The organism is Kitasatospora sp. NPDC001683, assembly GCF_053596495.1.
On record NZ_JBSFGK010000022.1, the window covers coordinates 66,244 to 89,544 of the forward strand.

Below are 23,301 nucleotides of genomic sequence, written 5' to 3' on the forward strand. Positions count from 1 at the left end.
TCCGATGACAGCCACGATCCCGGAGACCACCCCGGCCTCCGCTCCCGCACCCGAAAAGAAGCCGCGCCGCGGCCGCCCCCCCCGGGCGGCCGCGCCGCGGCGCTGGCGGCACGCCGTCCCGACCGTCCTGCAGATGGAGTCGGTCGAGTGCGGCGCCGCCAGCCTCGCCATGATCCTCGCCCACCACGGCCGTTGGGTCCCGCTGGAGGACCTGCGCGGCGTCTGCGGGGTCTCCCGCGACGGCGCCCGCGCCTCCACCCTGCTGGAGGCCGCCCGCACGTACGGGCTCAAGGCCCGCGGCTACCAGACCGAGGCCGAGAACCTCCGCGACCTCGACGGCCCGGTGATCATCTTCTGGGCCTTCCAGCACTTCATGGTGGTCGAGGGCGTCCGCACCCGGTACGGCCGCACCGTCGTCGCCGTCAACGACCCGGCCAGCGGCCCCCGGCTGATGGAGTGGGACGAGTTCGACTCCGGCTTCACCGGCATCGTGCTCTCCTTCGAGAAGGGCCCCGACTTCGAGCCCGGCGGCGACAAGGGCGGCATCGGCCGCGCCCTGCTGGAGCGCCGGCTGCCCACCGGGCGCGCCATGCCGCTGGTGCTGCTCGCCAGCCTGCTGCTGGTGCTGCCCGGCATCGCGATCCCCGCGTACACCCGGGTGTTCATCGACCGGGTCCTGGCCGGCAGCGGGAGCGGCTACCTCCTCCCGCTGCTGGCCGCCATGACCGCCACCGCCGTGGTCGTCTTCGTGCTGACCTCCGTCCAGCGGCACTACCTGCTGCGGATCGAGATCCGGATGGGGCTGGTCAGCTCCGCCCGGTTCTTCCGGCACCTGCTGCGGCTGCCGGTCGACTTCTTCCTGCAGCGCCGCCCGGCCGAGGTCGCCAAGCGGGTCTCCGGCAACGACGTGGTCGCCGAGATCCTCTCCCGCGACCTCGCGCTCACCGTGATCAACCTCGGCCTGGTGCTGTTCTACGCGGCCGTGCTGATCCGCTACGACCTGCTGCTCGGCGTGGTCGGCGTCGGCATGGCGCTGCTCAACGTCGTCGTGCTGCAGGCCGTCGCCCGGGCCCGCACCGACGCGGTCGCCGCGCTGCGCACCGACCGCGGCAACCTCACCGCGACCACCTTCACCACGCTCTCGCTGATCGAGACCGTCAAGGCCACCGGCGCCGAGCAGGACGCCTTCGGCCGCTGGGCCGGCTTCCTGGCCAAGGTCGTCACCGCCAAGCAGAAGCTGGGCATCCCCAGCGCCGTGCTCACCGTGGTGCCGCCGATGCTGGCCGCGCTGAACAGCGGGCTGATCCTGCTGGTCGGCGGCCAGCGGGTGGTGGACGGCGCGATGAGCGTCGGCATCCTGGTCTCCTTCCAGACCCTGCTGGCCGCGCTCAGCCGCCCCGTCACCCAGCTCACCAACCTGGGCGGCCGGCTGCAGGACGTCACGGCCGACATCAAGCGGCTGTACGACGTCGAGCGCTACCCGGTGGCCGCCGCCTTCGCCAGGCCCGAGCCGCCGGCCGGGCCCAAGCTGGACGGCACCCTGGAGTTCGAGGACGTCCGCTTCGGCTACAGCCCGCTCTCCGAGCCGATCATCAAGGACCTCAGCCTGACCGTCGTCCCCGGCCGCCGGGTCGCCGTGGTCGGCGGCTCCGGCAGCGGCAAGTCCACCCTGGGCCGGCTGCTCACCGGGCTCTACACCCCGTGGTCCGGCCGGATCCTGCTGGACGGGCGGCCGCGCGAGGAGATCTCCCGCACCGTGCTGGCCTCCTCGCTGGCCTACGTCGACCAGGACATCTCGCTGTTCGAGGGCACCGTCCGGGACAACCTGACGCTCTGGAACGACGACGTCCCGGACGAGGCGGTCACCGCCGCGCTGCGCGACGCCGCCGTCTTCGACACCGTGATGACCCGGCCCGGCGGCATCCACAGCCCGGTGCTGGAGGGCGGCCGCAACTTCAGCGGCGGACAGCGCCAACGCCTGGAACTGGCGAGGGCGTTGGCCAGCGAGCCGACCCTGCTGGTGCTGGACGAGGCGACCAGCGCACTCGACCCGGAGACCGAGCGGGTGATCATGGACAACCTGCGCCGCCGCGGCTGCGCCTGCCTGATCATCGCGCACCGGCTCTCCACCGTCCGCGACGCCGACGAGATCATCGTGCTGCAGGAGGGCTCGATCGTCGAACGCGGCACCCATGACGAGCTGTTGGCGCTCGGCGGGCACTACACCGCGCTCATCGAGTCCGCGCGCCGCGAGGAGGAGGACGAACTGTGAGGGAGCGAAGCGAGCGAACCATCAGAAGGTGCGAGTTGAGCGAAGCGGCTGCCGAGCGGTGGGGGTCCCCCCGGCCGGAGGCTGGGGGAGAGGTGGACGCATGAGCACTGCCGTGGAGGTCTTCTCGCCGATACTCACCGAGGCGGCCGAGCCCTCGGGCGAACGCTACCTCGTGCTGGACGACCCCGGACGGCTGCTGCTGGTCCGCTCCGGCGCCGTCGACCTGTTCGCCGTCCAGCTCGACTCCGGTGCGCCCCAAGGGCGTTGGCACTTCCTCTGCCGGATCGAGGCGGGCACCCTGGTGCCCGGCACGGCGGCCGCCGGGGCGCGGCGCGGCATCGTCGCCCGGCCGGTGCTCGGCGCCGAACTGTCCTTCCTCGCCACTTCCCGGGTCGAGGGGCTGCTCGGTGCCGCGTCCGGCGGCACCTCCGGAGCCGCCGACCAGTTCCTCACCGGGCTGGCCCGCGGCCTCACCGCGCTCGCCGGTGCGCTGCGCGACACCCTGCCGCCACGCGAGTTCACCCCGCTCGACCCCGTCGAGCCGACCGTCCTGAAGCGCGGCCAGGCACTGCGCTCGGTGGACGGCCTGCAGTGGGTGCGGGTCGAGCAGGGCAGCGTCGAGGTGCCCGAAGGCTCCGACGGTGAACTCACCGAAGGCGCCGAGGTGTTGCTGACCGAACGGGACTGGCTGGTCGCCACCGGCCCGGCCACCGTACGGGCCCGCTCCCCGCGCGAACTGCTCGACCAGGGCGGCCTCTGGGAGCGCCTGGCCGCCCACTGCGGGCGGCTGCTGGACGCCGTCGACCGCCGGATCGAGGCCCGCCGCACCGCCGAGACCGAGCTGATCGCCACCCGCCGGGAACGCGACGCCGGCACCCTCGCCGACTCCGCCCGCGGCTTCGAGACCATCCTGCGCGACACCGCCTCCCGGCTGCGGATCGGGGACGCCACCGGCGACGAGCCGACCCTGGCCGCCGCCCGGCTGGTCGCCGCCCACGAGGGCTTCACCGTCACCGCCCCGGTGGCCGGCATCGGCCACGACCGCCGGCTCGACCGGCTGCAGGCGATCGCGTTGGCCTCCCACGTCCGCACCCGCTCCGTCCGACTGGACGGCAAGTGGTGGCAGAACGACCTCGGCGCGATGGTCGGCTACCGCAAGGCCGGCGCCCCGGTCGCCCTGCTCCCGCTCGGCAACGGCTACGTGCTGGCCGAGGGCGGCAAGGTCACCCCGCTGACCCCGAAGCTCGCCGCCGAACTGCAGAACAAGGCCACCGTGCTCTACCGGCCGCTGCCCGCCGCCGTGCGCACTGTCGCCGGGCTGCTCCGCTTCGGCCTGCGCAACAACCGGCAGGACCTGTGGATGTTCACCGGGATGGCCGCCCTGGTCGCGCTGATCGGCCTGCTCGTCCCGGTGATGACCGGCGAGGTGCTCGGCACCTTCGTCGCCCACGCCCAGCGCAACCTGATCACCGAGGGCGCGCTGGTGGTGATCGGCTCCGCGATGGCGGTGGCCGCGCTGTCCATCGTGCAGAACATCGCGGTGCTGCGGATCGAGAGCCGCTCCACCGCCGCCATGCAGGTCGGCGTCTGGACCAGGCTGCTGTCGCTGCCCGCGCCGTTCTTCGCCGACTACTCCACCGGCGAGCTCGGCACCACGGTGCTCGGCGTCAGCGCCGCCCAGGAGACCCTCTCCGGGATGATGACCACGGCGACCCTCGGGCTGCTGACCGGGCTCGCCAACCTGGTGCTGGTCTACTTCTACGACCTGCGACTGGCCGCACTCGCCACCCTGCTGGTGCTGGTCGGCGTCGGAGTCGGCCTGGCCGCCGGGCGGCTCGAGGTCCGCTGGCAGCGCCGGCTGTACGCCCACGAGCAGGCGATGTCCGCCCGGGTCTTCCAACTGCTCACCGCCGTCCCCAAGTTGCGCGTCACCGCGGCCGAGGACCGGGTGTTCGGGGTGTGGGCCGCCGAACTCGGCAAGGGCCGCGGCCTGGCCGCCTCCTCGCGCCGGGTGCAGAACGCCGTCACCACCTTCAACGCCGGTTTCCCGCTGGTGTGTTCGGTGGTCATCTTCGGCGTCATCGCCGGCCCGCTGGACGGCGACGTGCCGATCCCGGTCTTCCTCTCCTTCTTCACCGCCTTCAACCTGCTGATCGCCTCCAGCCTCCAGTTCACCTCGGCGGCCGTCACCGCGATGGGCGTCGTCCCGATGCTGGAACGGCTGCGGCCGATCCTCGAGGAGAAGCCCGAGGTCGACGACACCAAGGCCGACCCCGGCGACCTCTCCGGCCGCCTCGGCCTCAGCCACGTCACCTTCCGCTACGGCGAGGACGGCCCCGCCGCCCTCCAGGACGTCACGCTCAGCATCGAACCCGGCGAGTTCGTGGCGATCGTCGGCCCCTCCGGCAGCGGCAAGTCCACCGTGCTGCGGCTGCTGCTCGGCTTCGAACGGCCGGAGAGCGGCACCGTGCTGTACGACGGCCAGGACCTCGGCGAACTCGAGGTCTCCGCCGTACGCCGCCAGTGCGGCGTCGTCCTCCAGCACGGCGCCCTGCTCGCCGGCGACATCAAGGCCAACATCGTCGGCTCCACCAACCACACCCTCGACGACGCCTGGGCCGCAGCCGAGATGGCCGGCATCGACAAGGACATCGCGGCCATGCCGATGGGCATGAACACCGTCCTCTCCGAAGGCACCAGCACCCTCAGCGGCGGCCAGCGGCAACGCCTGATGATCGCCCGCGCGCTCGTCTCGCGCCCCCGCATCGTCTTCTTCGACGAGGCCACCAGTGCGCTGGACAACCCCACCCAGCGCCTGGTCACCGAATCCACCCGCCGGCTCAACGCGACCCGGGTGGTGATCGCCCACCGGCTGTCCACCGTCGCCGAAGCCGACCGGATCATCGTGATGGACCAGGGCCGGGTGGTCCAACAGGGCCGCTACGAGGAACTGTTGGCCGACCGGGACGGGCTGTTCGCGCGGCTGGCACACCGGCAGATGTAGTAGGTAAGCGGAGAAGAGAGAACGATGGAATACACCCTGCTCATTCACGGCGACGAGCGGGTCTGGAACGGACTGAGCGAGGCCGAACAGGCCGAACTCGACGCCGCCCACGTGCGGTTCGGGCGCGCGCTGCACGAGGCCGGGGTCACCGTCCGCTACGGCGGCGGGCTGCGGCGCAGCTGCAGCGCCCGGCTGGTGGTGCCCGGCGGCGGCGCCGGGACACCGGTCTCGGACGGGCCCTACCGGGAGGGGCACGAACACCTGGGCGGGCTGTGGGTCATCGACGTCGCGGACGAGGCGGAAGCCGTGTCCTGGGCCCGCTGGATGCCCGCGGCGCCCGGCGACCTGGTCGAGGTCCGCCCGGTGCGGGTGATCTGAGCCCGAGGAGAGAGGCCGAGGAGGCCCGCGCCCGCGTTGAAGGGCGCGGGCCTTCCCGTGATTCCTCGATGCATCGTCAAGCCCTTGCGTTAACGGACTGTTTCACATGCAATCAATCGCGGCACACCCCTTGCCCGGATCATGACAGGTCGGCGATCCTGTACTGCCGCCCCTCAACGGTCGCCCCAACGGCCCGGGCTGGCGCTTGAACCTCCTGCTCGTCCCCCACGAAGGAGCCAGCATGCGCAGATTCCTGATACGTGTCGCCACCCTCGCGGCCGCAGCCACCACCCTCGCCGCCCCCGCCGCACCGACCACCGCGGCGGCCGCCCAGGGCCTCTCGTTCCGCCCCCTGCAGTACAACACCAACGGCTACAACTGGGGCGGCTACGCCGCCACCGGGAGCGGCTTCACCTCGGTCTCGGCCTCCTGGACCGAGCCGGACGCGACCTGCAACTCCACCAACGACCTCTACGCCCCCTGGGTCGGCATCGACGGGTACGGCTCCTCCTCCGTCGAGCAGACCGGAGTCGCCACCGACTGCTCCAGCGGCAGCCCGGTGAACCAGGCCTGGTACGAGATGTACCCGTCGAGCCCGGTCTACCTGAGCCTCAGCTCGTACCCGGTGTCGGCCGGCGACCACATCAGCGCCTCGGTGACCTACATCGGAAGCAGCCGCTACACCCTCAAGCTCACCGACTCCACCCGCGGCTGGACCTACAGCACCACCAAGTCCATCTCCGCGCAGCGGACCAGCGCCGAGGTCATCATCGAGTCCCCGACCGGGTCCTACCCCAACTTCGGTACGCTGACCTTCACTTCGGCCACTGTCAACGGCCGGTCCCTCGGCTCCTACAACCCGGTCGCCCTCGACCCCAGCTCCAACGGCGTCTACGAGGCCAGCACCAGCGCCCTCGGCTCCAACGGCACCAGCTTCACCGACACCTTCCTGGCGGAGTAGCCATCGCATCGAGGAGCAGGAAGTCGGCCGGGCCGACTTCCCGCTCCTCTGCGTTTCAGGGGGTGGAGGTCGGAGGTGAAGTGGGTTGCCGGCTCGGACGGTTGTGGCCACCGCTCCAGGCGAGCAGCGCGAGCAGGAGCGCGAAGGGCAGGAGGGTGCAGAGGATCGCGCTGGAGGGGTGCTGAAGGCTGTCGCGGACGACGTGATGAAGGCGAAGGTCTCCTCACCCCTCCCGGGCGCCCGCAGATCGCGTACGTTGAGGTGCAGCACGTCGCTCAACGGCGAGAGTGAGTACCAGCGCGTCCTGACCGGCGGCAGCACCCAGGTCCTGCCCTTCGGCTGACCGGCACGCCGAAGCGGCCTGCTCCCTGCCGTGGCAGGGAGCAGGCCACACTCGTACGGCTTTCCTACTGATCCCGCAAAGCGGCAGTGTGGGTCACTGCGGCGGCGAGGAGTGCAACGCATCCTCCGAGCAGCATCACCACCGACGGCGAGGAGGTATCGACGACGGCGCCGCCGGCCAGGGCGCCGAGCGAGATGGTGGCCTGGAAGGAGGACGTGAAGATGACCGTGGCCGCTTCTGGTGTGTCCGGGGCCGCGCGGACGAACCACGCTTGGGCGCAGACCGGGACGGCACCGTAGGCGAGGCCCCACGCGACGAGGAGCAACGCTGCGCCCGGCCAGGCCGTGCCGAGGACGGGGAGGAGCAGGACGGCGGCTGCGAGCAGGCTGATCGCGATGGTGAACGTGGCGCGCCGCCCCGCCCAGAGGCCGCCGACGAAGTTGCCCGCGACGCCTGCGATTCCGTACACGAGCAGGAGCGCGGTGACGGCGTCCGGGCCGGCGTGGGTGACGTCCTCCAGGAACGGCGTGACGTAGGTGTACGTGCCGAAGTGGGCGGTCACCAGGAGGAGGGTGATGGCGAGGCCGGCGCGGACGGCACGGGTGCGGAGCAGCCCGCGCAGGACGGCGAGGCGGGTGGGGGCCTCTGGCGGCAGCGGGGGCAGGGTCGCGGCGAGGGCGGCGGACACGGCGAGGCTCAGCACCGCCATGGCGGCGAAGGCGGCCCGCCACCCGGCCAGGTGGCCGAGCAGGACACCGGCGGGCACGCCGAGGACCGAGCCCAGCGGGACCGCCGAAAAGATCACCGTGTTGGCCCGCGCCTGCCGCTCCGCCGCCACCAGGCGCGGGGCGAGCCCGGCCCCGATCGACCAGAACGCGCCGATGACGACCCCGAGCACGACCCGCGCCGCGAGCACCGCCCAGTAGCCGGGGGCGAGCGCGTTGACGAGGTCGGCGAGCGCGAGGGCGAGCATGAGGCCGCAGAGGACGCCCCGCCGGTCGGCCCGCCGGACGGCGACGGTGACGACCGGGGCGGCGACGGCCGCGATGATGCCCGGCAGGGTCATCATCAGCCCGGCCGTGCCGTCCGAGATCCGGAAGGTGGCGCCGATCGGGGTGAGCAGGCCGATCGGCAGGATCTCGGTGGTCACGATGGAGAAGATCCCCGTCATCACGGAGGCAACCGCTAACCAGCCGCGAAGCAGTCCCCGAGTGGACGTACGGGCAGCAGCGGGCGAGGCGGGAAGGGAAGTGCTGGGCATGCGACCAGTCCAGCAGCGGCCCCACCCTGGAGCTGGCGCGTTTGCGACGTCAACGATCGCTGTTCCGGCTCGCTCGACGGGGGGAAGGCGGGATCGCTAACCTCACTGGAGGTCAAGGAATATGACGGAACGACACATCAGAGGCGCGGGAATGCATCAGTCGACATGGTTCATCACCGGAACGTCGTCCGGATTCGGGCGTCGCCTCACCGAGGCGCTGCTGGAGCGGGGCGACCGGGTGGCGGCGACTCTGCGCAGGCCGGACGCGTTGGCCGAGCTGGCCGAGCGCTACGGGGACCGGCTCTGGGTGCGCGCTCTCGACGTGACAGACCCGGTGGCGGTGCGCACCGTCGTCGACGAGGCGTTCGCCGACCTGGGACGCATCGACGTGGTCGTCAACAACGCCGGGTACGCGCTGTTCGGGGCCGCCGAGGAGCTCACGGACGAGCAGATCGCCCGCCAGATCGACACCAATCTGGTCGGGTCGATCCGCGTCACCCGCGCGGTCATCCCGCACCTGCGGGCCCAGGGCGCCGGCCGGATCCTCCAACTGTCCAGCATGGGCGGCCAGATCGCGTTTCCCAACCTGAGCCTCTACCACGCGACCAAGTGGGGCATCGAAGGCTTCTTCGAGTCCGTTATCCCGGAGATCGCGCCGTTCGGGATCGGCGTCACGCTCGTCGAACCGGGCAGCGCTCGCACCGAGTTCGCCGGCTCCAGCGCCGCTCAGGCCGAGCCGATGGCGGTCTACGACGACACGCCGGTGGGGGAGATGCGCCGCGCTGCGGCGGCCGGCGAGTTCCCCGTTCCGGGTGACCCCGCCAAGATCGTTGCGGCGATCATCGACTCCGTCGACGTCGAGCCCGCTCCGCGCCGTCTGCTCCTGGGCAGTGACGCGTACCACCTGGTGCAGGAGGCCCTCACGACACGGTTGGCGGAGGTGGAGGCGGCCAAGGACCTGGCCCTTTCCACGGACGTGGACGGTCCCGCCGACACTCGTTAGCGCGGCGCACCGAAGCGGCCCGCTCCCTGCGGTGGCAGGGAGCGGGCCGCTTTCGCACGGCGATCAGGACAGGTGTGCGGCGATCAACTCGGCGCAGATGTCGGGGCGTTCCAGGAGGGGGAGGTGGCCGGTCTCCTTCAGCGTCTCCAGCCTGCAATCCGGGACGGTGTCGCGCAGGAGTTCGGCGTTGCGGACGAACGCGGGCATGTCCTCGTCGCCCAGCACCACCAGGGTGCGGGCGGTGATGCGGCGGAGGTCCTCGGGAGTGTGCCGGTGGGCGGTGAGGGTGTCCATGGCGCGGTTGCCGAGTTCGGCCCAGCTGTGGCGGGCGACCACCTCGCGGAGGGCGGCGCGCAGGGCGGGGTGGCGCTGGGTGCCGGTGAAGATGTCGGGCGGGGACTGCATCCAGAGGTCGGCGAGTTGTTCGCCGGGGCCGACCATGCGGTAGAGCATCGCGAGTTGCTGGTAGCGGACGCGGGCGGAGTCCTCGTTGGGGGTGCCGGCGAGGGTGGGGGCGGCGAGTACCAGGCGGTCGAGCGACGACGGCTCTTGGATGGCGAGTTGGAGGGCCGACATGGAGCCGAAGGAGAGTGCGACGACCGAGCGGGCGCCGGTCTCCTTCAGAACGTCCGCCAGCTGCCCGGCCAGGGCGGGGAGCGTGAGCCCCGGGCTGAGCGGGGCGGAGCCGCCGTGGCCGGGCAGGTCGACGCCGATGTGGGTGTAGCCGGGGAGGCGGTCCCACAGGGGCTGCCAGGTGGTGGAGTCCATGGTGTAGCCGTGGATCCACAGCACGGCAGGGCCGCTGCCGGTGCGGTGCAGGTGCAGGCCCTCAGGCATCGAGTCTCCCGAAGTCGGTGCAGAAGGAGCGGAAGGCGAGCACGGGCTCGTCCCGGGCGTCGTAGCGCGGGGTCATGGCGTGGTCCAGGTGCTCCCACACCACCTTGTCCTCGGTGAGTGCCTTCTCGCTGCCGCTGAGCAGGGCGGGCAGCGCTGCCCGCTGGTCGGAGCGCACGCCGATGGCGACCCGGGCGGTGCAGCCGCCGTCCGCAGTGGGCACGGAACCGGTGACGATCACCTGCCGCTCCGCCTCCGGGCCGAACTCGGTGACCACCACGTTGGGGCTGAACGCCTGGGCGTGGAAGCGCGGCTTGTAGTCCCAGCGGACGCGCCCCGTCCGGACGGCCTCCCAGCGGATCTCCTCCAACCGCCGGGCGTCCTGCCAGGGCGAGGTCTGCATCAGGAACTTGCCCTCGATGACCAGCTCGCCGTGTTCGCCCGTCCGGGTGGCCATCCCCTGGTTGCCGGGCACGCCGTGGACGGCCTTGAAGTGGTCCGGGTCGAAGGCGTTCTCCACCACGTACTCGGACGGTACGTCCACCGGCAGGCTGACGGCCGCGACCAGCGGGTAGTCCGTCTCCCAGCCCTTCACCGCCTGCTCGAAGCCGCGGTCGCCGTCCGGGTCGTCGGAGAGCCGGACGAACAACGCGTCGCCCCACTCCAGCACCCGGTGTTCGGCCACCGACCAGTGCTTGGAGGGGTCGCCGAGGCCGATCCGCTTGCCGTGGAACGGGCAGACGACGCAGTCGCCCTCGCGCCGTCCGCCGTAGCCCAGGTGGGCGCCGCGGTGCGGGCAGGAGGCGTCGAACACGCGCACCCGCCCCTCCTCCCGGACGGCGATCAGGCGGCGCGGGCCGACCGCCAAGGGGGTGATCTCGTCGGCGAGTTCGGATCGGAAGGCCAGCAGGTACCAGCCGTGGTGCACAGTCATGGGGCTCGCGTTCATCGAAGTGCCTTGAGGACTTGTTCGGCGGCCCGCTCGCCGCTCGCCAGGGCGCCCTGCACCCAGGGCAGTCGTTCGCCCGCGACGGTCGCCTCGCCGGCGAAGAACAGCGTGTCGTCCACCGGCTCGGCCCAGCGGCGGGCGGCGTCCTCCAGGCCGGCCCGGGGCGCGGTGAACGCCCCTGCGGCGTACGGGTCCTGGCCCCAGTCGGCGACCGCGACGTCCAGCACGGCGGCGCCGGAGGTCCAGGGCAGCGCGGTGGCCAGCAGGGCGGACAGCGCCGTACGGTCGGCTCCGGCCGCGCGCAGGGTGGCGGCGGCGCCGGCCTTGGCGACCACCAGCACCTCGGGGCGTCCTGCGGTGCAACGGGTGAACCCGGTCCGGCCGTCGACGTCGAAGACGATCACGGTGTCGGATGCGGGCCGGTCCAGGGTGATCACCGCGCAGCAGCCGTCCCCGGCCGGAAGGTCGGCGGCGGCGGCCAGCTTCCACACGGGCAGCCCGGGGACCGGGACGGCCGGGGGGACGGTGAGCACCAGCGCGCGGGCCGCCGAAGTCCCGGCGTCGGTCCGTACGGTGACCCGCCCGGGCTCGTACGCCAGCTCCCGGACGGGCTCGCCGAGCCGCAGCCGCCCGTCCAGGCCCTCGGCCAGCCGCTCCGGCAGCCGGGCGAAGCCGCCCTCGACGGCGAACTCGCCCTCGCCGACGTCGTCCCCGCGGTGCGCCTCGGCGACGCCGGCGGCGCTCAGCTGCTCCGGGTCGGCGGCCCAGTTCTGCCGGAACCACTCGAGAGCGGCCACCGCCTCGGCGCCGGTGCTGCCGCACGCGCGCAGCCGACTGCCGACGGACAGGCCGGTGACGCCGGGGCTGCGCCGCAGCATGGCCTCCAGCTGCCAGGGGGCGCGGCGGCCGGAGCTCAGCGAGCCCATCGGACGGTCGGCGCCGCCCTCGACGATCCGGGCGGTGACCCGGCGCGGTACGGCGCTGGTGCGCCCCGGACCGAGCAGCTCGTGCACCGGGTTGCGGTCCCCGTGCACCACCTGGGCGCCGAGTTCCAGCGGCGGGCCGCCGTCGGCGGGCTGGTGGGTGTGGATCCGCCCGCCGAGCCGCTCCCGGGCCTCGTACACCACGACGGACAGGCCCTCCCGGGACAGCAGTCGGGCACAGTTCAGGCCGGACGCTCCGGCGCCCACCACGATCACGTCGTACGTGGTCACAGCGCACCCCCGAGGTCGATCGGGAAGGCCCGCAGCCGTCGCGGCACCAGGCACTGGTCCCAGTCCGGCGCGCCGTCCGGCCCGCGCAGGGCCGGGAAGCGGCGGACCAGGCGGGGCAGCAGCAGGGCGGCGGTCCGGCGGACCAGCGGGGCGGCGAGGCAGAAGTGCGGGCCGCCGCCGAAGCCGAGGTGCGGATTGGGGCTGCGGTCCAAACGCAGCTCGTCCGGGTCGGCGAAGACGGCCGGGTCGCGGTTGGCTGCGGTGAGCACCGCGAGGACGCGGGCGCCGGACGGCAGTACGCCCCCGTCCAGTTCGACCCGGTCGGTGGTGACCCGGGCGGTGAAGGGGATCGGCGCCTCCAACCGGAGCAGCTCGTCCACGGCGAGGCGGGCGAGGTCCTCGTCGGCTCCCGCCAGGGAGGACACCGCCGTACGGTCGGGCAGCAGCAGGTGCAGCGCGTTGCCGATGAACTCGGCGAACGGCTGCCAGCCGCCGATGACGGCCAGGTTGAGGATGCCGAGCATCTCGGCGCGGCTGAGCCGGTCGTCGGCGGCCAGGGCGGCCAGCGGCACCTCGCTGCCCGCGACCGAGGAGGTGCGCCCGTCCAGGTAGTGGGTGAGCGCGGTCGCCGCGCTGCGCCCGAGGGCGGCGCGGGCCGGGGGCACCATCGGGTCGAGGTTGACGGAGGCGGCCCGGGCGAGCGCCTCGAAGCGCTTCAGCTCCCCCGCGGGCAGCCCGAACAGCCGTGCGTACACGGCGGTGGCGAGCGGCCGGCCGATGTCCGCGACGGCGTCCACGCGACCGCCCACCGGCAGCGCGTCGACCAGCGCGTCCACGTCCTCGGCGAGCAGGCCGGCGACGGACCGGACGGCCGCCGGCCCCAGGAGCAGCGCCCCCGGGGCCCGGAGCCGGTGGTGGTCCGGCGGGTCGGTGGTGAGCATGGACGGCGGCAGGGCGTCCTCGCGGGCCCGCTCGCGCTGGCCCTGGGCGGCGGAGAAGCGCGGGTCGCGCAGCACCGTCGCGCAGTCGCCGTGCGCGGTGACCAGCCAGAGCCGGGAGGCGGGGTCGTAGTGGACCGGGTCGTTGTCCCTGAGCCACCGGTACGCCGGGTGCGGGTTCGCCCGCCCGGCCGGGGCGAACGGGTGGATCAGGTGCTCCGGCAGGCGCACCGGCGCCGTCGTCATCGGAGTCCTTTCGTGGATACTCCCGGCTTCAGCCGGGGGAGGAAACGAAACTCCCGCGATGGGGGTACCCCCGGCCGGAGGCTGGGGGAGGGTCAGGGTTAGCCGTATCGCCGCCAAGGCGGTCCGGCGTCACGGTAGGTGATCATCCCGTCACGTGGCCATGCGCAGTGGCGCTAGTGTGTGGTCCATGGCGACCACTCACGTGAAGCGGGCGTTCAAGTACCGCTTCCACCCGACCGATGCGCAGGCGGCTGAGCTGTCGCGCACGTTCGGGTGCGTGCGCAAGGTCTACAACATGGCGTTGCAGGCTCGTACCGAGGCGTGGACGCTGCGCCAGGAGCGGGTGAACTACAACGCCACATCCGCGATGCTGACGGCGTGGAAGAGGACCGAGGAACTGGCGTACCTGTCCGAGGTGTCGTCGGTTCCGTTGCAGCAGGCGCTGCGGCACTTGCAGGGGGCGTTCGCCAACTTCTGGTCCAGGCGTGCGAAGTACCCGACGTTCAAGAGCCGGAAGAAGTCCCGCAGGTCCGCCGAGTACACATCGTCCGCGTTCCGGTTCCGCGATGGTCGCCTCACCCTGGCGAAGATGGATGAGCCGTTGGCCGTCGTGTGGTCGCGGCCTCTTCCCGAGGGGGCGGTTCCGTCCACGGTGACCGTGTCGCAGGACGCGGCGGGTCGCTGGTTCGTCTCGATGCTGTGCGAGGACCGGCCGGCCATGCCCGCGCCGGTCAACAAGGCCGTCGGGATCGACGCCGGGATCGCCAGCCTCGTGACGCTCTCCACCGGGGAGAAGATCACCAACCCGAAGCACGAGCGCAAGGACCGGGAACGCCTCGCCAAGGCCCAGCGAGAGTTGTCCCGTAAGGCCAAGGGTGACGGTGCGAACCGGGTGAAGGCCCGGATCAAGGTCGGCCGGGCGTATGCCAGGATTGCCGACCGGCGCAGGGACTTCCTGCACAAGCTCACCACTCGACTCGTTCGTGAGAACCAAACGATCGTGATCGAGGACCTGACCGTCCGGAACATGCTCAGGAACCGGACGCTGGCTCGCGCCGTCAGTGACGCGAGCTGGAGCGAGCTGCGGTCCCTGCTGGAGTACAAGGCCGAGTGGTACGGACGGGACCTGGTGGTCGTGGACCGCTGGTTCCCTTCGTCCAAGTTGTGCTCGGCCTGCGGCATCTTGCGGGGCGAGATGCCGCTCAACGTCCGTGAGTGGACGTGCGGCTGCGGAGCGACCCATGACCGGGACGTGAACGCGGCGAAGAACATCCTGGCCGCCGGGCTGGCGGTTGCAGCCTGTGGAGACGGTGTAAGACCTCAACGGAGCACTCCGGGCGGGCGGTCGTCGGTGAAGCAGGAAGTCGTCCCGCCGCCGCGCTCACGCGCAGCGGCTCAGCCGCGAGGCTGAGGGGAATCCCCGTCCGTTCAGGGCGGGGAGGATGTCAAATCCAGCTCCGAGGAGGTCTCAGCGGACCCGGGGCCCGCGCCAGCGGAAGGAGAAGGCGGTCAGCACCAGGCCGGCCAGCGACCAGGCGACGAGCACCATCGCGATGTGCCCCAGCTCCCAGTTCCCGGCCGGTTCGACGGCCTTGAAGGATTCCGGCAGGAAGACCGAGCGGAAGCCCTGGGCCATCCACTTGACCGGGAAGAACGCGGCCACCGTCTGCATCCAGGCGGGCAGCTGGCCGAACGGGAAGAACACGCCGGAGATGAACTGCAGCACCATGAAGACCGGGGTGACGATCGCCGCCGCCGACCGGCTGTTGGGGATCAGCGCCGAGTAGGCGGCGCCGGCCATCGCGCAGGCGACGGTGCCGAGCGCGAGGTCCCAGCCGAGGGTGAACCAGCGCTCGGGGGTGCTGGGCAGCGGCAGTCCGAACAGGGCCAGCGCGATGCCGATCAGCAGCACCGCTTCCAGGGCGGTGGTGACGATGACCCGTACCAGCTTGCCGACGAAGTACGCCGACTTGGGCATCGGGGTCATCGCGAGCCGGCGCACCGTGCCGGTGTCCCGCTCGATGGCGATGTTGATGGCCAGGCCGGAGAAGGCGGTGCTCATCACGCCGGCGGCGATGATGCCGGCCATGAACACCTGCTTGAGGTCGGTGTCGGTGCCGGCCACCTTGCCGGAGAAGATCGAGCCGAAGACGACCAGCAGGATCACCGGGAACATCAGGGTGAAGACCAGCGACTGCTTGTTGCGGAAGAACGCCCGCAGTTCCACCTTGGAGCGGGCCGCGCCGGCCCGCCAGATGCCGGGCATCCGGCCGGTGCGCCGGGGCGTTTCGGCGATCCCCGTGCTGGGAGCGGGGGCTTGGGTGAGGGTCATCGGGTACCCGCCTGGGAGATGAGCTGACTGGTGTCGGCGCCACGATCGGTACCGTCGACGTTCTGCCGGATCAGCTCCAGGTAGACGTCCTCCAGCGTCGGCCGGTGCACCCGCAGTTCGGGCAGCTCGGCGACACCCGCCTGGTGCGCCCACGGGACCAGCGCCGCGAGCAGCGCGGTCGGGGCGTGGGTGCCGATCCTGAGCACGCCGTCCGCGCCCACCGGGGCCGGGTCGGCCCCGGGTGGCAACGACGGCAGCGTGCGGCCGGCCAGCTCCGGCGGAATCCGGAAGGAGACCGTGGTCGGAGTCTGCGAGCGGCCGCCGAACTCGGCCAGCGGCCCGCACTGGACCACTCGGCCGGCGACGATCACCGCGGCGCGCTGGCACAGCGCCTCGGCCTCGTCGAGGTAGTGCGTGGTGAGCACGGTGGTGCGACCGCGCTCGGAGAAGTAGCGGACCAGGTCCCAGGCCTCCCGGCGAGCCACCGGGTCCAACCCGGTGGTGGGTTCGTCGAGGAAGATCAGGTCCGGGTCGCCGACGATGCCCACCGCGACGTCGAGCCGCCGGGCCTGGCCTCCGGAGAGGTCCGTGCTCTGCTTCTTCTCGTGCTTGCCCAGTCCGACCATGTCGATGACCTGGCCGACCGGGAGCGGGTTCGGGTAGAACGCCGCGAAGTGCTCGACCACCTCACGGACCGTCAGGTCCGAGTAGGCGCCGGTGGTCTGCGGAACCACCCCGATCCTGGCGCGCCACTCGCGCCGGTCCTCGGCTGGGTCACAGCCGAGGACCCGCACGTCACCGCCGGTTCGCTGGCGGACGCCCTCCAGGATTTCGACGGTCGTCGTCTTGCCCGCGCCGTTCGGCCCGAGCAGGGCGAAGACCTCACCCTGGTGGATGTCCAGATCCAGGCCCTGGACCGCGTGCCAGTCGCCGTAACTCTTGCGCAGGCCGCGGACTGAGACGGGGTGTTCCCCGACGGCAGTCGCCACTGTGGATCGCTCCTCTGTGGGGTGTTCAGGCCGACCTGGTGCTCAGGTCGACCGGCCGGGCGCCTTGCCCGGCGGGCGGGTTTCCCGGCTCGATCAGGTGCAGCAGCAGCACGGGCAGCAGCAGGAGTTGCCGCCGGCCGCGATGTCCGACAGGTCGCCCTCGCTCAGCTCGGCGGTGTCGATCTGCGGGGTCTCCGGGATGTGGAACTCGTAACGGCCGGTCGCCAGACCGATCTCGTACAGCTCCACCTGCACCTCGAGGTTGCCCTCCTGCTCGCCCTCGGCGGCAGTCTGGACGATGACGATCTCCGCGTCGGCCGGGAGCTCCAGGCCGGCCTCGGCGAGGGCGGCACGGGCGTCGGTACGCAGGCGGGCCGCGTACTCCTCGCTCGACCAGGCGCTGATCAGGGCGCGGGTGTAGCCGTTGACGAACTCGGCCCGCTTCCTCTGGTCCAAAGCCATGAGACTTTTTCCTTTTCTCTGGTTACCGGATTGCCGGCGGCCCTCGGCACTCGGTGCTTGGCACTTGCTGCTTCCCGGCGCCGCCGACAAATGAAGAATGACACGGCCGCAATTGGCCGCCAAGACCTCACTTCCGGTGCCAGGACTAAGTATTGAGCACGTGCGGCCGGTGCGGTAGATTTCAAGCGTCCGGCACCCCTGAATACGCATCAGAATACGTATCGCATACGCATCCGAATGCGTATACCGGGAAATCGCCGGGAAATGCGTACGTACGTATTCGCCGGGGCGTACGTATTCCGGAAATCCCGGGTGAGCATCGAGAGGAAACACGGGGGTGGTCCGCACCGTGCCTACGCACACCGTCCCGCCAGGCCCTGCCGACGACGTCGACATGGCACTGATGAGGGAGTCGCCGCTCGACTTCATCACCGGCCTGGCCCGCACCTACGGCGACATCACGCGGCACCGGGCCGACGGCGACACCGTCTACCTGCTCAACCGCCCCGAGTACGCCAGGCACGTCCTGAAGGACAACGGCGCCAACTACACCAAGGAGGGCACCCCGGACGACGCCATGCTGCGCCCGCTGCTCGGCAACGGGCTGCTGACCAGCAACGGCGCCGACTGGGCCCGCCAACGGCACCTCACCGCACCGGCGTTCCGCCCCAGCGCGGTCCGCACCTTCGACACCATCGTCACCGACGCCACCGCCGGGATGCTGGAGCGTTGGCGGCCGTCCGTCGAGGCCGGCACCCCGCTGGAGGTGGACCAGCACTTCACCGCGCTCACCCTGGGCATCCTCACCCACGCCATCCTCGGCGCCGACATCGACGGCATCGGCGAGGGCTTCGGCCGCGCGGTGGACGCCGTCAACCGCTGCATCGGCCACTACGTACCGAACCCGGACCCGGACCCGGCCGACACCGCCCGCCGGTACGCCGACTTCGGCCGCGCCCGGGTCTTCCTCAACACCGTCACCCGTACCCTGATCGCCTCCCGCCGCGCGGGCGGCGGCAGCACGGCCGGCAGTGGCACCAGGGGCGGCGACCTGCTGGACACCATGATGTCCAGCCACCACCTGGTCTCCGACGAGGACCTGCGCGACCAGGTGCTGACCATCGTGATGGCCGGCCACGAGACCACCGCCAAGTCCCTGACCTGGACGCTCTACCTGCTCGACCGCCACCCGGAGGAGCTGGCCAAGGTCCGCGAGGAGGTCGACCGCGTCCTCGGCGGCCGCCCGCCGACCGCCGCCGACCTCCAGGACCTCCCGGCCTGCCGCCGGGCGATCCAGGAGGCGATGCGGCTCTACCCGCCGGTCTGGCTGATCTCCCGCCGGGCCGCCGGTCCCGACGTCATCGGCGGGTACGACGTCGAGCCGGGCACCCTGGTGTGCGTCAGCCAGTGGGTGCTGCACCGCCACCCCGAGTACTGGACCGAGCCGGACGCGTACCGCCCGGACCGCTTCGACGGCGCCGACCTGCCCAGCCACCTCTACCTGCCGTTCGGCGGCGGGGACCGGATCTGCGTCGGGCAGCACTTCGCGATGCTGGAGGCCGTCCTGGTGCTCGCCTCCCTGCTCCAGTCGGTCCGGCTGGAGCTGGTCGAGGGCTTCCCGGTCGAACCCGAGGCCCTGGTCACCCTCCGCCCCAAGCACGGCATGACGATGATCGCGAGGCCCCGATGACCACGTCCGCACGCCCCGTCGGCGGCTCCTACGACCCCGCCCGCACCACCGGCGGCGGTCTGGGCGCCGAACTGGACCGGCTGGAGGCGCAGGCCGCGCTGTCCTTCCCCGAGGAGCTGCGCATCCTGCGCGAGCTGGGCCTCGCCGGCAGCGGCACGGTGCTCGAACTCGGCGCCGGCCCCGGCGCGGTGACCCGACGGCTGCGCGCCGCACTGCCCGCCGGCACCACCCTGATCGCCGCCGACATCGACGCCGAGCTGCTCGCCCACGCGGCCGCCCCCGGCGTCACCCTGCTGGTCGCCGACGGCGCCGAACTGCCGCTGCCGGAGGCCAGCGTGGACTTCGTGCTGCTGCGCTACGTCCTCCAGCACGTGCCCGACCCGGTCGCGGTGCTCGCCGAGGTCCGCCGGGTGCTGCGCCCCGGCGGCCGGGTCGCCGTCACCGAGGTGGACTCCGCGCTGTGGGGCGCGGCCGAGCCCTCGTACCCCGAACTCGCGGGCGTGCACGCCAAGATGGCCGCCGCCCAGCGCGCCGACGGCGGCGACCGCTCGATCGGGCGCCGGCTCCCCCGGCTGCTGCGCGCGGCCGGCTTCGAACAGCCGGTGCTGCGCCCGTTCGCCACCACCAACGACGACCACCCCACCGAGGCCTTCGCCCCGCAGCTCGGCCCGCAGCGCCTGGAGCCGCTGGTCGCCCGGGGCGTCCTCTCACTGGCCGAACTCGCCCTCGCCGCGGACCGCTGGAACCGCTTCCGGTCGGACCCCGACGCCTGGGTGATGCTGCTCGGCCTCACCGCCGCCGCGACCGCACCCGCGGGTCGCGGACCGCAGGAAACCTGCTGACCCACCATCCCTCCCGGACACCGGAAAGGAACACCTCCATGCACCCCAAGGTGAAGATCTTCATCACCATCTTCTGCTACATCAGCGCCGTCGCCGGCCTGGTCACCGCCGTGATGGACGCCAGCCAGAAGCCCGCCGACACCACCTCCGCGGTGGTCGCCGGCGTGCTCGGGGTGGCCTTCCTGCTGGGCGGCCTGGCGCTGACCCGGAAGCCGCGCTACTGACGGTGGGGTCGACGCCGAGCGGCTTAGCAGCACAACGGGTCGGGGGGTAAGGCTTCAAAGCCTTACCCCCCGACCCGTTCCGCCTCGCCGCGTGCTACTTGCCGCGCCGCAGCGGATTGATCACCCCGAACGCCCCGGTCAGCGTGGACGGGTCGACGAAGGAGCCGCCCGGCCCGTGGGTGCGGCGGAAGTTGTTCACCAGCCCGGTGAACGACGGGTCCACCTTCGCCCGGTACGCCGCCAGCAGGTTGACCCGCTCCGGCGTGGACAGCTCCTGCTCGGCGCGCAACTGGTGGCTGCGCGAGAGGTGGTACATGCCCTCGACGGTGTAGCCGGCGTCCAGCCAGCCCTGCCACAGCGCGTCGCGGTCCGCCTCCTGCCCGGCGAAGTACTCCAGGGCGCGCGGCCGCGGCTCGGTCGGCGCCTCGACGGCCGGCACCGGCTCGGCCCGCAGCTCGACCCGGCGGCCGCACAGGTACAGCACCTGAACTCCCTTGCGGACACAGAAGTTGAGCGCCTGCGCGGCCTGGTCGACGACGGCCTCGGCCTTGTCGTTGAGCGAGGTGTTGCACAGGATCGGCACCCCGGTGGCGGCCCGGAAGGCGTCCAGCGCCCGGTGCAGCGCCGGGTTGGACTCCGCGGTGACGGTCTGGTGCCGGGCCGAACCGTCCAGGTGGACGATCGCCGGCACCAACTCCCGCACCTCCGGCCGGACCTGGACGGCCTCCAGCATGTACGGCGACTCGCGGTCGGAGGCGAACCAGTCGCCCGCGTGCTCGGCCATCACCATCGGCGCGACCGGCCGCCACCACTGGCGCCGCTTGTACTCGTTCAGCAGGTCCTTGACCTTCTGCGAGCGCGGATCGCCGAGCAGGCTGCGGTGGCCCAGCGCGCGCGGCCCGAGCTCGGCCCGGCCGTCCACCCAGGCGATCACGCCGTCCGAGACGTCGGCGACGAAGCGCTCGGCCTCGAAGTCCGTGACCGAGACGATCCACGGCGCGAACTCGGCCAGTGCCTCCTCGGTGTCCAGGACGTCCCGGCCGTAGTACGGGGAGACGATCCGCAGGTCCGAGCCGTCGAGCGCGCCGGCCCCGTACAGGCCGAGCAGGCCGAGGCCGATGCCCTGGCCGGAGTCGTTCGCGCACGGCGGGGTGACCAGGCCGCGGAAGCCGAAGCGGTCCATCAGCAGGGTGTTGGTGGGGCAGTTGAGCGCGTAGCCTCCGGTGGTGGCGAGGTGGGTGTCCTCGGCGCGGATGCCGCCGACCTCCAGCAGCCGCTCCACGTTGCGGATCGCGACGCCCTCGCAGCAGCGCTGGATCACCTTCATCACGGCGCTGCGCAGGTGGTCCTCGCGGCTGAGCGAGTCGTCCAGCTCGACGTCGGCGAGCTGCTGCTCGGCGGCGTCCACCACCGAGCGCACCAGGTCGTGGGCGGCCTTCCAGGGCTGGGTCGCGGAGCCGCCGAAGAAGGTGACGTCGGCGATCGCGGCCTCGGCGTCGAACTCGATCGCGGCCGTGGAGGCGGAGGCGAGCGCCATCAGCGAGCCGGGCTCCAGCCCGAACACCGTCTCGGCCGCGGTGTACAGCGGCCCGGGGGACTCCACCGGCTCGAAGGTGATCCGGCCCTGCTTGACCACGCAGCCGGCGTACCAGTACGGGTTCGGGCGGCTCTCCTGCGCGTAGTCGGGCAGGGCGTCGATCGCCAGGCCGACGATCTGGCCCTCGCGGAACAGCGGGACGTCCCGCAGCACGCCGCTGAACAGGTGCGCCAGGCTGTGCAGCGGGAAGTCCTCGGCCCCGGCCGGCTTCGGCACCGGCTGCGCCTTCGGCAGCCCGGGGGTGCCCCAGGTGGCGGTGACGTCGTCGAGGGTCAGCCCCTCCTCCGCCAGCAGCGCGGACAGGAAGGCCTCCGACCGGCCCTCGGTGTAGAGCGGCCAGAAGTGGTGCTTCTGTCCGCTGACCCGTTCCAGTTCCCAGACCCGGACCAGCTCGACGTCCGCGCCGTCCCGGCGCCACAGCGCGACGTTCTGGTCGTGCCGGACCGAGAAGACCGCACCCGGCCCCGGCGGCGTGAGATAGGCGGAAAGGAAATGCTCGGCCACGGTTACCTCTTTTTCCTCGGTCTGCCAGGTTCTGTCAGGACGAGGTATTTCCGGCCCGTACGCGGGGGGATTTCCCGCACCCCGCCAGGGCCGGCCGCCTGCCCCCGGCGCCAGCGACTACCCGGTCATTCGACCACGCGCGCGGAGGCCCGGTACATACTGAAATCCCCGTTTACGCACGTCCCGGCGCCCGGGCGTACGCATGCGCAGCGGGGCCGTGCCCCCGACCGCCGCCCCGGCCCCCGGTGCTCCCGCACCCGTCCCGGCCCGGTCGTGGCGGCGCTGCCCCGAAACGGGGGTCCGGCCCGGTCAGACCGCCTGCCGGACCTTGACGCCGCCGACCAGCGAGTACGAGCGGACCTTGACCACCGCGCCACCGGGCTCACCGGCCACGCCCTTGCTACGGCCGCCGAGCAGCGAGAACCCGCTGACCTCCACCGCGGTCCCGGCCGGAACGGTCAGGTCGACCCCGCCGAACACCGAGAACGCGTCCACCTCGGCCGAGGCGCCCTCCGGGTAGGCCAGCTCCGCACCGCCGACCAGGGCCGCCTTCACCAGGTGCGTCCCGTCCGCCGGCAGCACCGCCTCGGTGTGGTCCAGCTTGGCGCCGCCCACCGCGGCCACGTGCACGTTCCTTCCGGATGCCGGGACGGCTCGGGTCCCGGACAGTGGCTGGACCACTGCCCGGGACCCGAGCCGTTGGTGGGGGAAGTACGACGGGGGCGGGCGGTCAGGCGCCGAGGCCCGCCCGGGCGTCCTGGGCGGCGAAGAACTCGTCGGCGATCGCCCGGGTGCGCGGCAGCTCGGCGACCGGCTCACCGATCACCCGGCCCGCGAGCTCACCGGCGAGCCGGATCACGTCCTCGCGCAGCTCGGCCTCGGCCAGCACCCGGTCCGCCGCCAGCTGCACCTGCGCCTCGGCCAGCATCCGGTCCCGCAGCTCCTGCCCCTCGGCCCGCAGCCGCGCGATCAGCGCCGCACCCTCCTCGGTCGCGGTCTGCCGGATCAGCGCCGCCTCGTGTCGCGCCGCGGTGAGCTCCGCCTGGAACTCCTCGTACACCCGCTGGGCCTCGGCCCGCGCCTCCTCGGCCCGCTCGACACCGCCCTCGGTGGCATCCCGGCGTTCCCCGAGCAGCTTCTCGATCCGCGGCAGCACCACCGCCCCGAGCAGCCCGAATATCAGGAAGAAACAGACGAGTCCGACAATGACTTGGGCAAGATCCGGTTTCAAAGGTCCCATGACATCAAGATAGTTGAG

General features: G+C 72.2%; 21 protein-coding genes. 10 read left to right on the forward strand and 11 right to left on the reverse strand.

Annotated elements, in window-relative coordinates:
* Positions 1-4 precede the first annotated feature (4 nt).
* From ACWCYO_RS14635 to ACWCYO_RS14655, 5 genes are all read left to right on the forward strand, one after another.
* Positions 5-2,272, forward strand: a complete 2,268-nt coding sequence (locus ACWCYO_RS14635; protein ID WP_449784448.1) for an NHLP family bacteriocin export ABC transporter peptidase/permease/ATPase subunit — start codon at positions 5-7, stop codon at positions 2,270-2,272.
* Positions 2,273-2,372: 100 nt separating this feature from the next.
* Positions 2,373-5,276 (forward strand): NHLP bacteriocin export ABC transporter permease/ATPase subunit, encoded by a 2,904-nt coding sequence (locus ACWCYO_RS14640; protein WP_270145207.1) that lies wholly within the window; start codon positions 2,373-2,375, stop codon positions 5,274-5,276.
* A 24-nt stretch (positions 5,277-5,300) separates the two neighbouring features.
* Positions 5,301-5,654, forward strand: a complete 354-nt coding sequence (locus tag ACWCYO_RS14645) for a YciI family protein (protein ID WP_270145209.1) — start codon at positions 5,301-5,303, stop codon at positions 5,652-5,654.
* Between the two features lie 241 nt (positions 5,655-5,895).
* The gene (locus ACWCYO_RS14650) at positions 5,896-6,615 is read left to right on the forward strand and encodes a G1 family glutamic endopeptidase (protein ID WP_270145211.1); all 720 of its coding nucleotides are present in this window, start codon (positions 5,896-5,898) and stop codon (positions 6,613-6,615) included.
* Between the two features lie 178 nt (positions 6,616-6,793).
* Positions 6,794-6,958 carry a hypothetical protein gene (locus ACWCYO_RS14655; RefSeq protein ID WP_449784449.1) on the forward strand — a complete coding sequence of 55 codons (165 nt, stop codon included), beginning with the start codon at positions 6,794-6,796 and terminating at the stop codon, positions 6,956-6,958.
* Positions 6,959-7,022: 64 nt separating this feature from the next.
* Here ACWCYO_RS14655 and ACWCYO_RS14660 read toward each other — a convergent pair whose 3' ends face one another.
* A complete protein-coding gene (locus ACWCYO_RS14660) occupies positions 7,023-8,219 on the reverse strand; it encodes an MFS transporter (protein WP_449784450.1) in 1,197 nt (398 codons plus the stop codon).
* Between the two features lie 151 nt (positions 8,220-8,370).
* On the opposite strand from ACWCYO_RS14660, the gene ACWCYO_RS14665 reads away from it, so the two are divergent.
* On the forward strand, positions 8,371-9,222 hold the full coding sequence (locus tag ACWCYO_RS14665) for an SDR family oxidoreductase (protein WP_449784451.1): 852 nt from the start codon (positions 8,371-8,373) through the stop codon (positions 9,220-9,222).
* A gap of 63 nt (positions 9,223-9,285) precedes the next feature.
* Here the strand turns inward: ACWCYO_RS14665 and ACWCYO_RS14670 are convergent, their stop codons facing one another.
* Genes ACWCYO_RS14670 through ACWCYO_RS14685 form a run of 4 tightly spaced genes read right to left on the reverse strand, consistent with a single transcriptional unit; the run spans position 9,286 to position 13,403 of the window.
* Positions 9,286-10,059: an alpha/beta fold hydrolase gene (locus ACWCYO_RS14670; protein WP_449784452.1), complete on the reverse strand. Its 774-nt coding sequence runs from the start codon at positions 10,057-10,059 to the stop codon at positions 9,286-9,288.
* The gene (locus ACWCYO_RS14675; protein WP_449784453.1) at positions 10,052-10,990 is read right to left on the reverse strand and encodes a Rieske 2Fe-2S domain-containing protein; all 939 of its coding nucleotides are present in this window, start codon (positions 10,988-10,990) and stop codon (positions 10,052-10,054) included. Before ACWCYO_RS14675 ends, ACWCYO_RS14670 begins: the two co-directional genes overlap by 8 nt.
* Positions 10,991-11,001: 11 nt before the next feature.
* Complete coding sequence (locus ACWCYO_RS14680; protein WP_449784454.1) at positions 11,002-12,219, reverse strand: flavin monoamine oxidase family protein; 1,218 nt, start codon at positions 12,217-12,219, stop codon at positions 11,002-11,004.
* Positions 12,216-13,403, reverse strand: coding sequence for a cytochrome P450 (locus tag ACWCYO_RS14685; protein WP_449784455.1), 1,188 nt, complete (start codon positions 13,401-13,403; stop codon positions 12,216-12,218). Before ACWCYO_RS14685 ends, ACWCYO_RS14680 begins: the two co-directional genes overlap by 4 nt.
* A gap of 187 nt (positions 13,404-13,590) precedes the next feature.
* Here ACWCYO_RS14685 and ACWCYO_RS14690 point away from each other — a divergent pair, with 187 nt between their 5' ends.
* Positions 13,591-14,814 (forward strand): RNA-guided endonuclease InsQ/TnpB family protein, encoded by a 1,224-nt coding sequence (locus ACWCYO_RS14690; protein WP_270145228.1) that lies wholly within the window; start codon positions 13,591-13,593, stop codon positions 14,812-14,814.
* Between the two features lie 57 nt (positions 14,815-14,871).
* Here ACWCYO_RS14690 and ACWCYO_RS14695 read toward each other — a convergent pair whose 3' ends face one another.
* From ACWCYO_RS14695 to ACWCYO_RS14705, 3 genes are all read right to left on the reverse strand, one after another.
* Positions 14,872-15,735 carry an ABC transporter permease gene (locus ACWCYO_RS14695; RefSeq protein ID WP_270145230.1) on the reverse strand — a complete coding sequence of 288 codons (864 nt, stop codon included), beginning with the start codon at positions 15,733-15,735 and terminating at the stop codon, positions 14,872-14,874.
* Positions 15,732-16,724, reverse strand: coding sequence for an ABC transporter ATP-binding protein (locus tag ACWCYO_RS14700; RefSeq protein ID WP_270145232.1), 993 nt, complete (start codon positions 16,722-16,724; stop codon positions 15,732-15,734). The genes ACWCYO_RS14695 and ACWCYO_RS14700 overlap by 4 nt, the downstream gene beginning before the upstream one ends.
* A gap of 93 nt (positions 16,725-16,817) precedes the next feature.
* Complete coding sequence (locus ACWCYO_RS14705; protein WP_223886012.1) at positions 16,818-17,186, reverse strand: hypothetical protein; 369 nt, start codon at positions 17,184-17,186, stop codon at positions 16,818-16,820.
* A 394-nt stretch (positions 17,187-17,580) separates the two neighbouring features.
* On the opposite strand from ACWCYO_RS14705, the gene ACWCYO_RS14710 reads away from it, so the two are divergent.
* The 3 genes from ACWCYO_RS14710 to ACWCYO_RS14720 are packed head-to-tail and all read left to right on the forward strand — an operon-like array spanning position 17,581 to position 19,942.
* The gene (locus ACWCYO_RS14710; protein ID WP_449784456.1) at positions 17,581-18,876 is read left to right on the forward strand and encodes a cytochrome P450; all 1,296 of its coding nucleotides are present in this window, start codon (positions 17,581-17,583) and stop codon (positions 18,874-18,876) included.
* Positions 18,873-19,718, forward strand: coding sequence for a class I SAM-dependent methyltransferase (locus ACWCYO_RS14715; RefSeq protein ID WP_449784457.1), 846 nt, complete (start codon positions 18,873-18,875; stop codon positions 19,716-19,718). The genes ACWCYO_RS14710 and ACWCYO_RS14715 overlap by 4 nt, the downstream gene beginning before the upstream one ends.
* Positions 19,719-19,756: 38 nt before the next feature.
* Entirely contained in the window at positions 19,757-19,942 is a 186-nt protein-coding gene (locus ACWCYO_RS14720; RefSeq protein WP_030289436.1) for a hypothetical protein, read from the forward strand.
* Between the two features lie 94 nt (positions 19,943-20,036).
* Here ACWCYO_RS14720 and ACWCYO_RS14725 read toward each other — a convergent pair whose 3' ends face one another.
* The 3 genes from ACWCYO_RS14725 to ACWCYO_RS14735 all read right to left on the reverse strand — a co-directional run bounded on the left by ACWCYO_RS14725 (position 20,037) and on the right by ACWCYO_RS14735 (position 23,283).
* The gene (locus ACWCYO_RS14725; protein WP_449784458.1) at positions 20,037-22,043 is read right to left on the reverse strand and encodes a carbamoyltransferase C-terminal domain-containing protein; all 2,007 of its coding nucleotides are present in this window, start codon (positions 22,041-22,043) and stop codon (positions 20,037-20,039) included.
* Between the two features lie 309 nt (positions 22,044-22,352).
* Positions 22,353-22,667, reverse strand: a complete 315-nt coding sequence (locus ACWCYO_RS14730; protein ID WP_449784459.1) for a hypothetical protein — start codon at positions 22,665-22,667, stop codon at positions 22,353-22,355.
* A 106-nt stretch (positions 22,668-22,773) separates the two neighbouring features.
* Positions 22,774-23,283 carry a F0F1 ATP synthase subunit B family protein gene (locus tag ACWCYO_RS14735; protein WP_270145243.1) on the reverse strand — a complete coding sequence of 170 codons (510 nt, stop codon included), beginning with the start codon at positions 23,281-23,283 and terminating at the stop codon, positions 22,774-22,776.
* Positions 23,284-23,301 lie beyond the last annotated feature (18 nt).

Excerpts from the sequence above, each read along its gene's own strand:
- ACWCYO_RS14645 (WP_270145209.1), top strand. The coding sequence starts at position 5,301 with ATGGAATACACCCTGCTCATTCACGGCGACGAGCGGGTCTGGAACGGA.
- ACWCYO_RS14685 (WP_449784455.1), bottom strand. The coding sequence starts at position 13,403 with ATGACGACGGCGCCGGTGCGCCTGCCGGAGCACCTGATCCACCCGTTC.
- ACWCYO_RS14640 (WP_270145207.1), top strand. The coding sequence starts at position 2,373 with ATGAGCACTGCCGTGGAGGTCTTCTCGCCGATACTCACCGAGGCGGCC.
- ACWCYO_RS14720 (WP_030289436.1), top strand. The coding sequence starts at position 19,757 with ATGCACCCCAAGGTGAAGATCTTCATCACCATCTTCTGCTACATCAGC.
- ACWCYO_RS14690 (WP_270145228.1), top strand. The coding sequence starts at position 13,591 with ATGGCGACCACTCACGTGAAGCGGGCGTTCAAGTACCGCTTCCACCCG.
- ACWCYO_RS14735 (WP_270145243.1), bottom strand. The coding sequence starts at position 23,283 with ATGGGACCTTTGAAACCGGATCTTGCCCAAGTCATTGTCGGACTCGTC.
- ACWCYO_RS14670 (WP_449784452.1), bottom strand. The coding sequence starts at position 10,059 with ATGCCTGAGGGCCTGCACCTGCACCGCACCGGCAGCGGCCCTGCCGTG.
- ACWCYO_RS14650 (WP_270145211.1), top strand. The coding sequence starts at position 5,896 with ATGCGCAGATTCCTGATACGTGTCGCCACCCTCGCGGCCGCAGCCACC.
- ACWCYO_RS14665 (WP_449784451.1), top strand. The coding sequence starts at position 8,371 with ATGCATCAGTCGACATGGTTCATCACCGGAACGTCGTCCGGATTCGGG.
- ACWCYO_RS14675 (WP_449784453.1), bottom strand. The coding sequence starts at position 10,990 with ATGACTGTGCACCACGGCTGGTACCTGCTGGCCTTCCGATCCGAACTC.
- ACWCYO_RS14660 (WP_449784450.1), bottom strand. The coding sequence starts at position 8,219 with ATGCCCAGCACTTCCCTTCCCGCCTCGCCCGCTGCTGCCCGTACGTCC.
- ACWCYO_RS14705 (WP_223886012.1), bottom strand. The coding sequence starts at position 17,186 with ATGGCTTTGGACCAGAGGAAGCGGGCCGAGTTCGTCAACGGCTACACC.
- ACWCYO_RS14715 (WP_449784457.1), top strand. The coding sequence starts at position 18,873 with ATGACCACGTCCGCACGCCCCGTCGGCGGCTCCTACGACCCCGCCCGC.
- ACWCYO_RS14635 (WP_449784448.1), top strand. The coding sequence starts at position 5 with ATGACAGCCACGATCCCGGAGACCACCCCGGCCTCCGCTCCCGCACCC.
- ACWCYO_RS14695 (WP_270145230.1), bottom strand. The coding sequence starts at position 15,735 with ATGACCCTCACCCAAGCCCCCGCTCCCAGCACGGGGATCGCCGAAACG.
- ACWCYO_RS14710 (WP_449784456.1), top strand. The coding sequence starts at position 17,581 with ATGGCACTGATGAGGGAGTCGCCGCTCGACTTCATCACCGGCCTGGCC.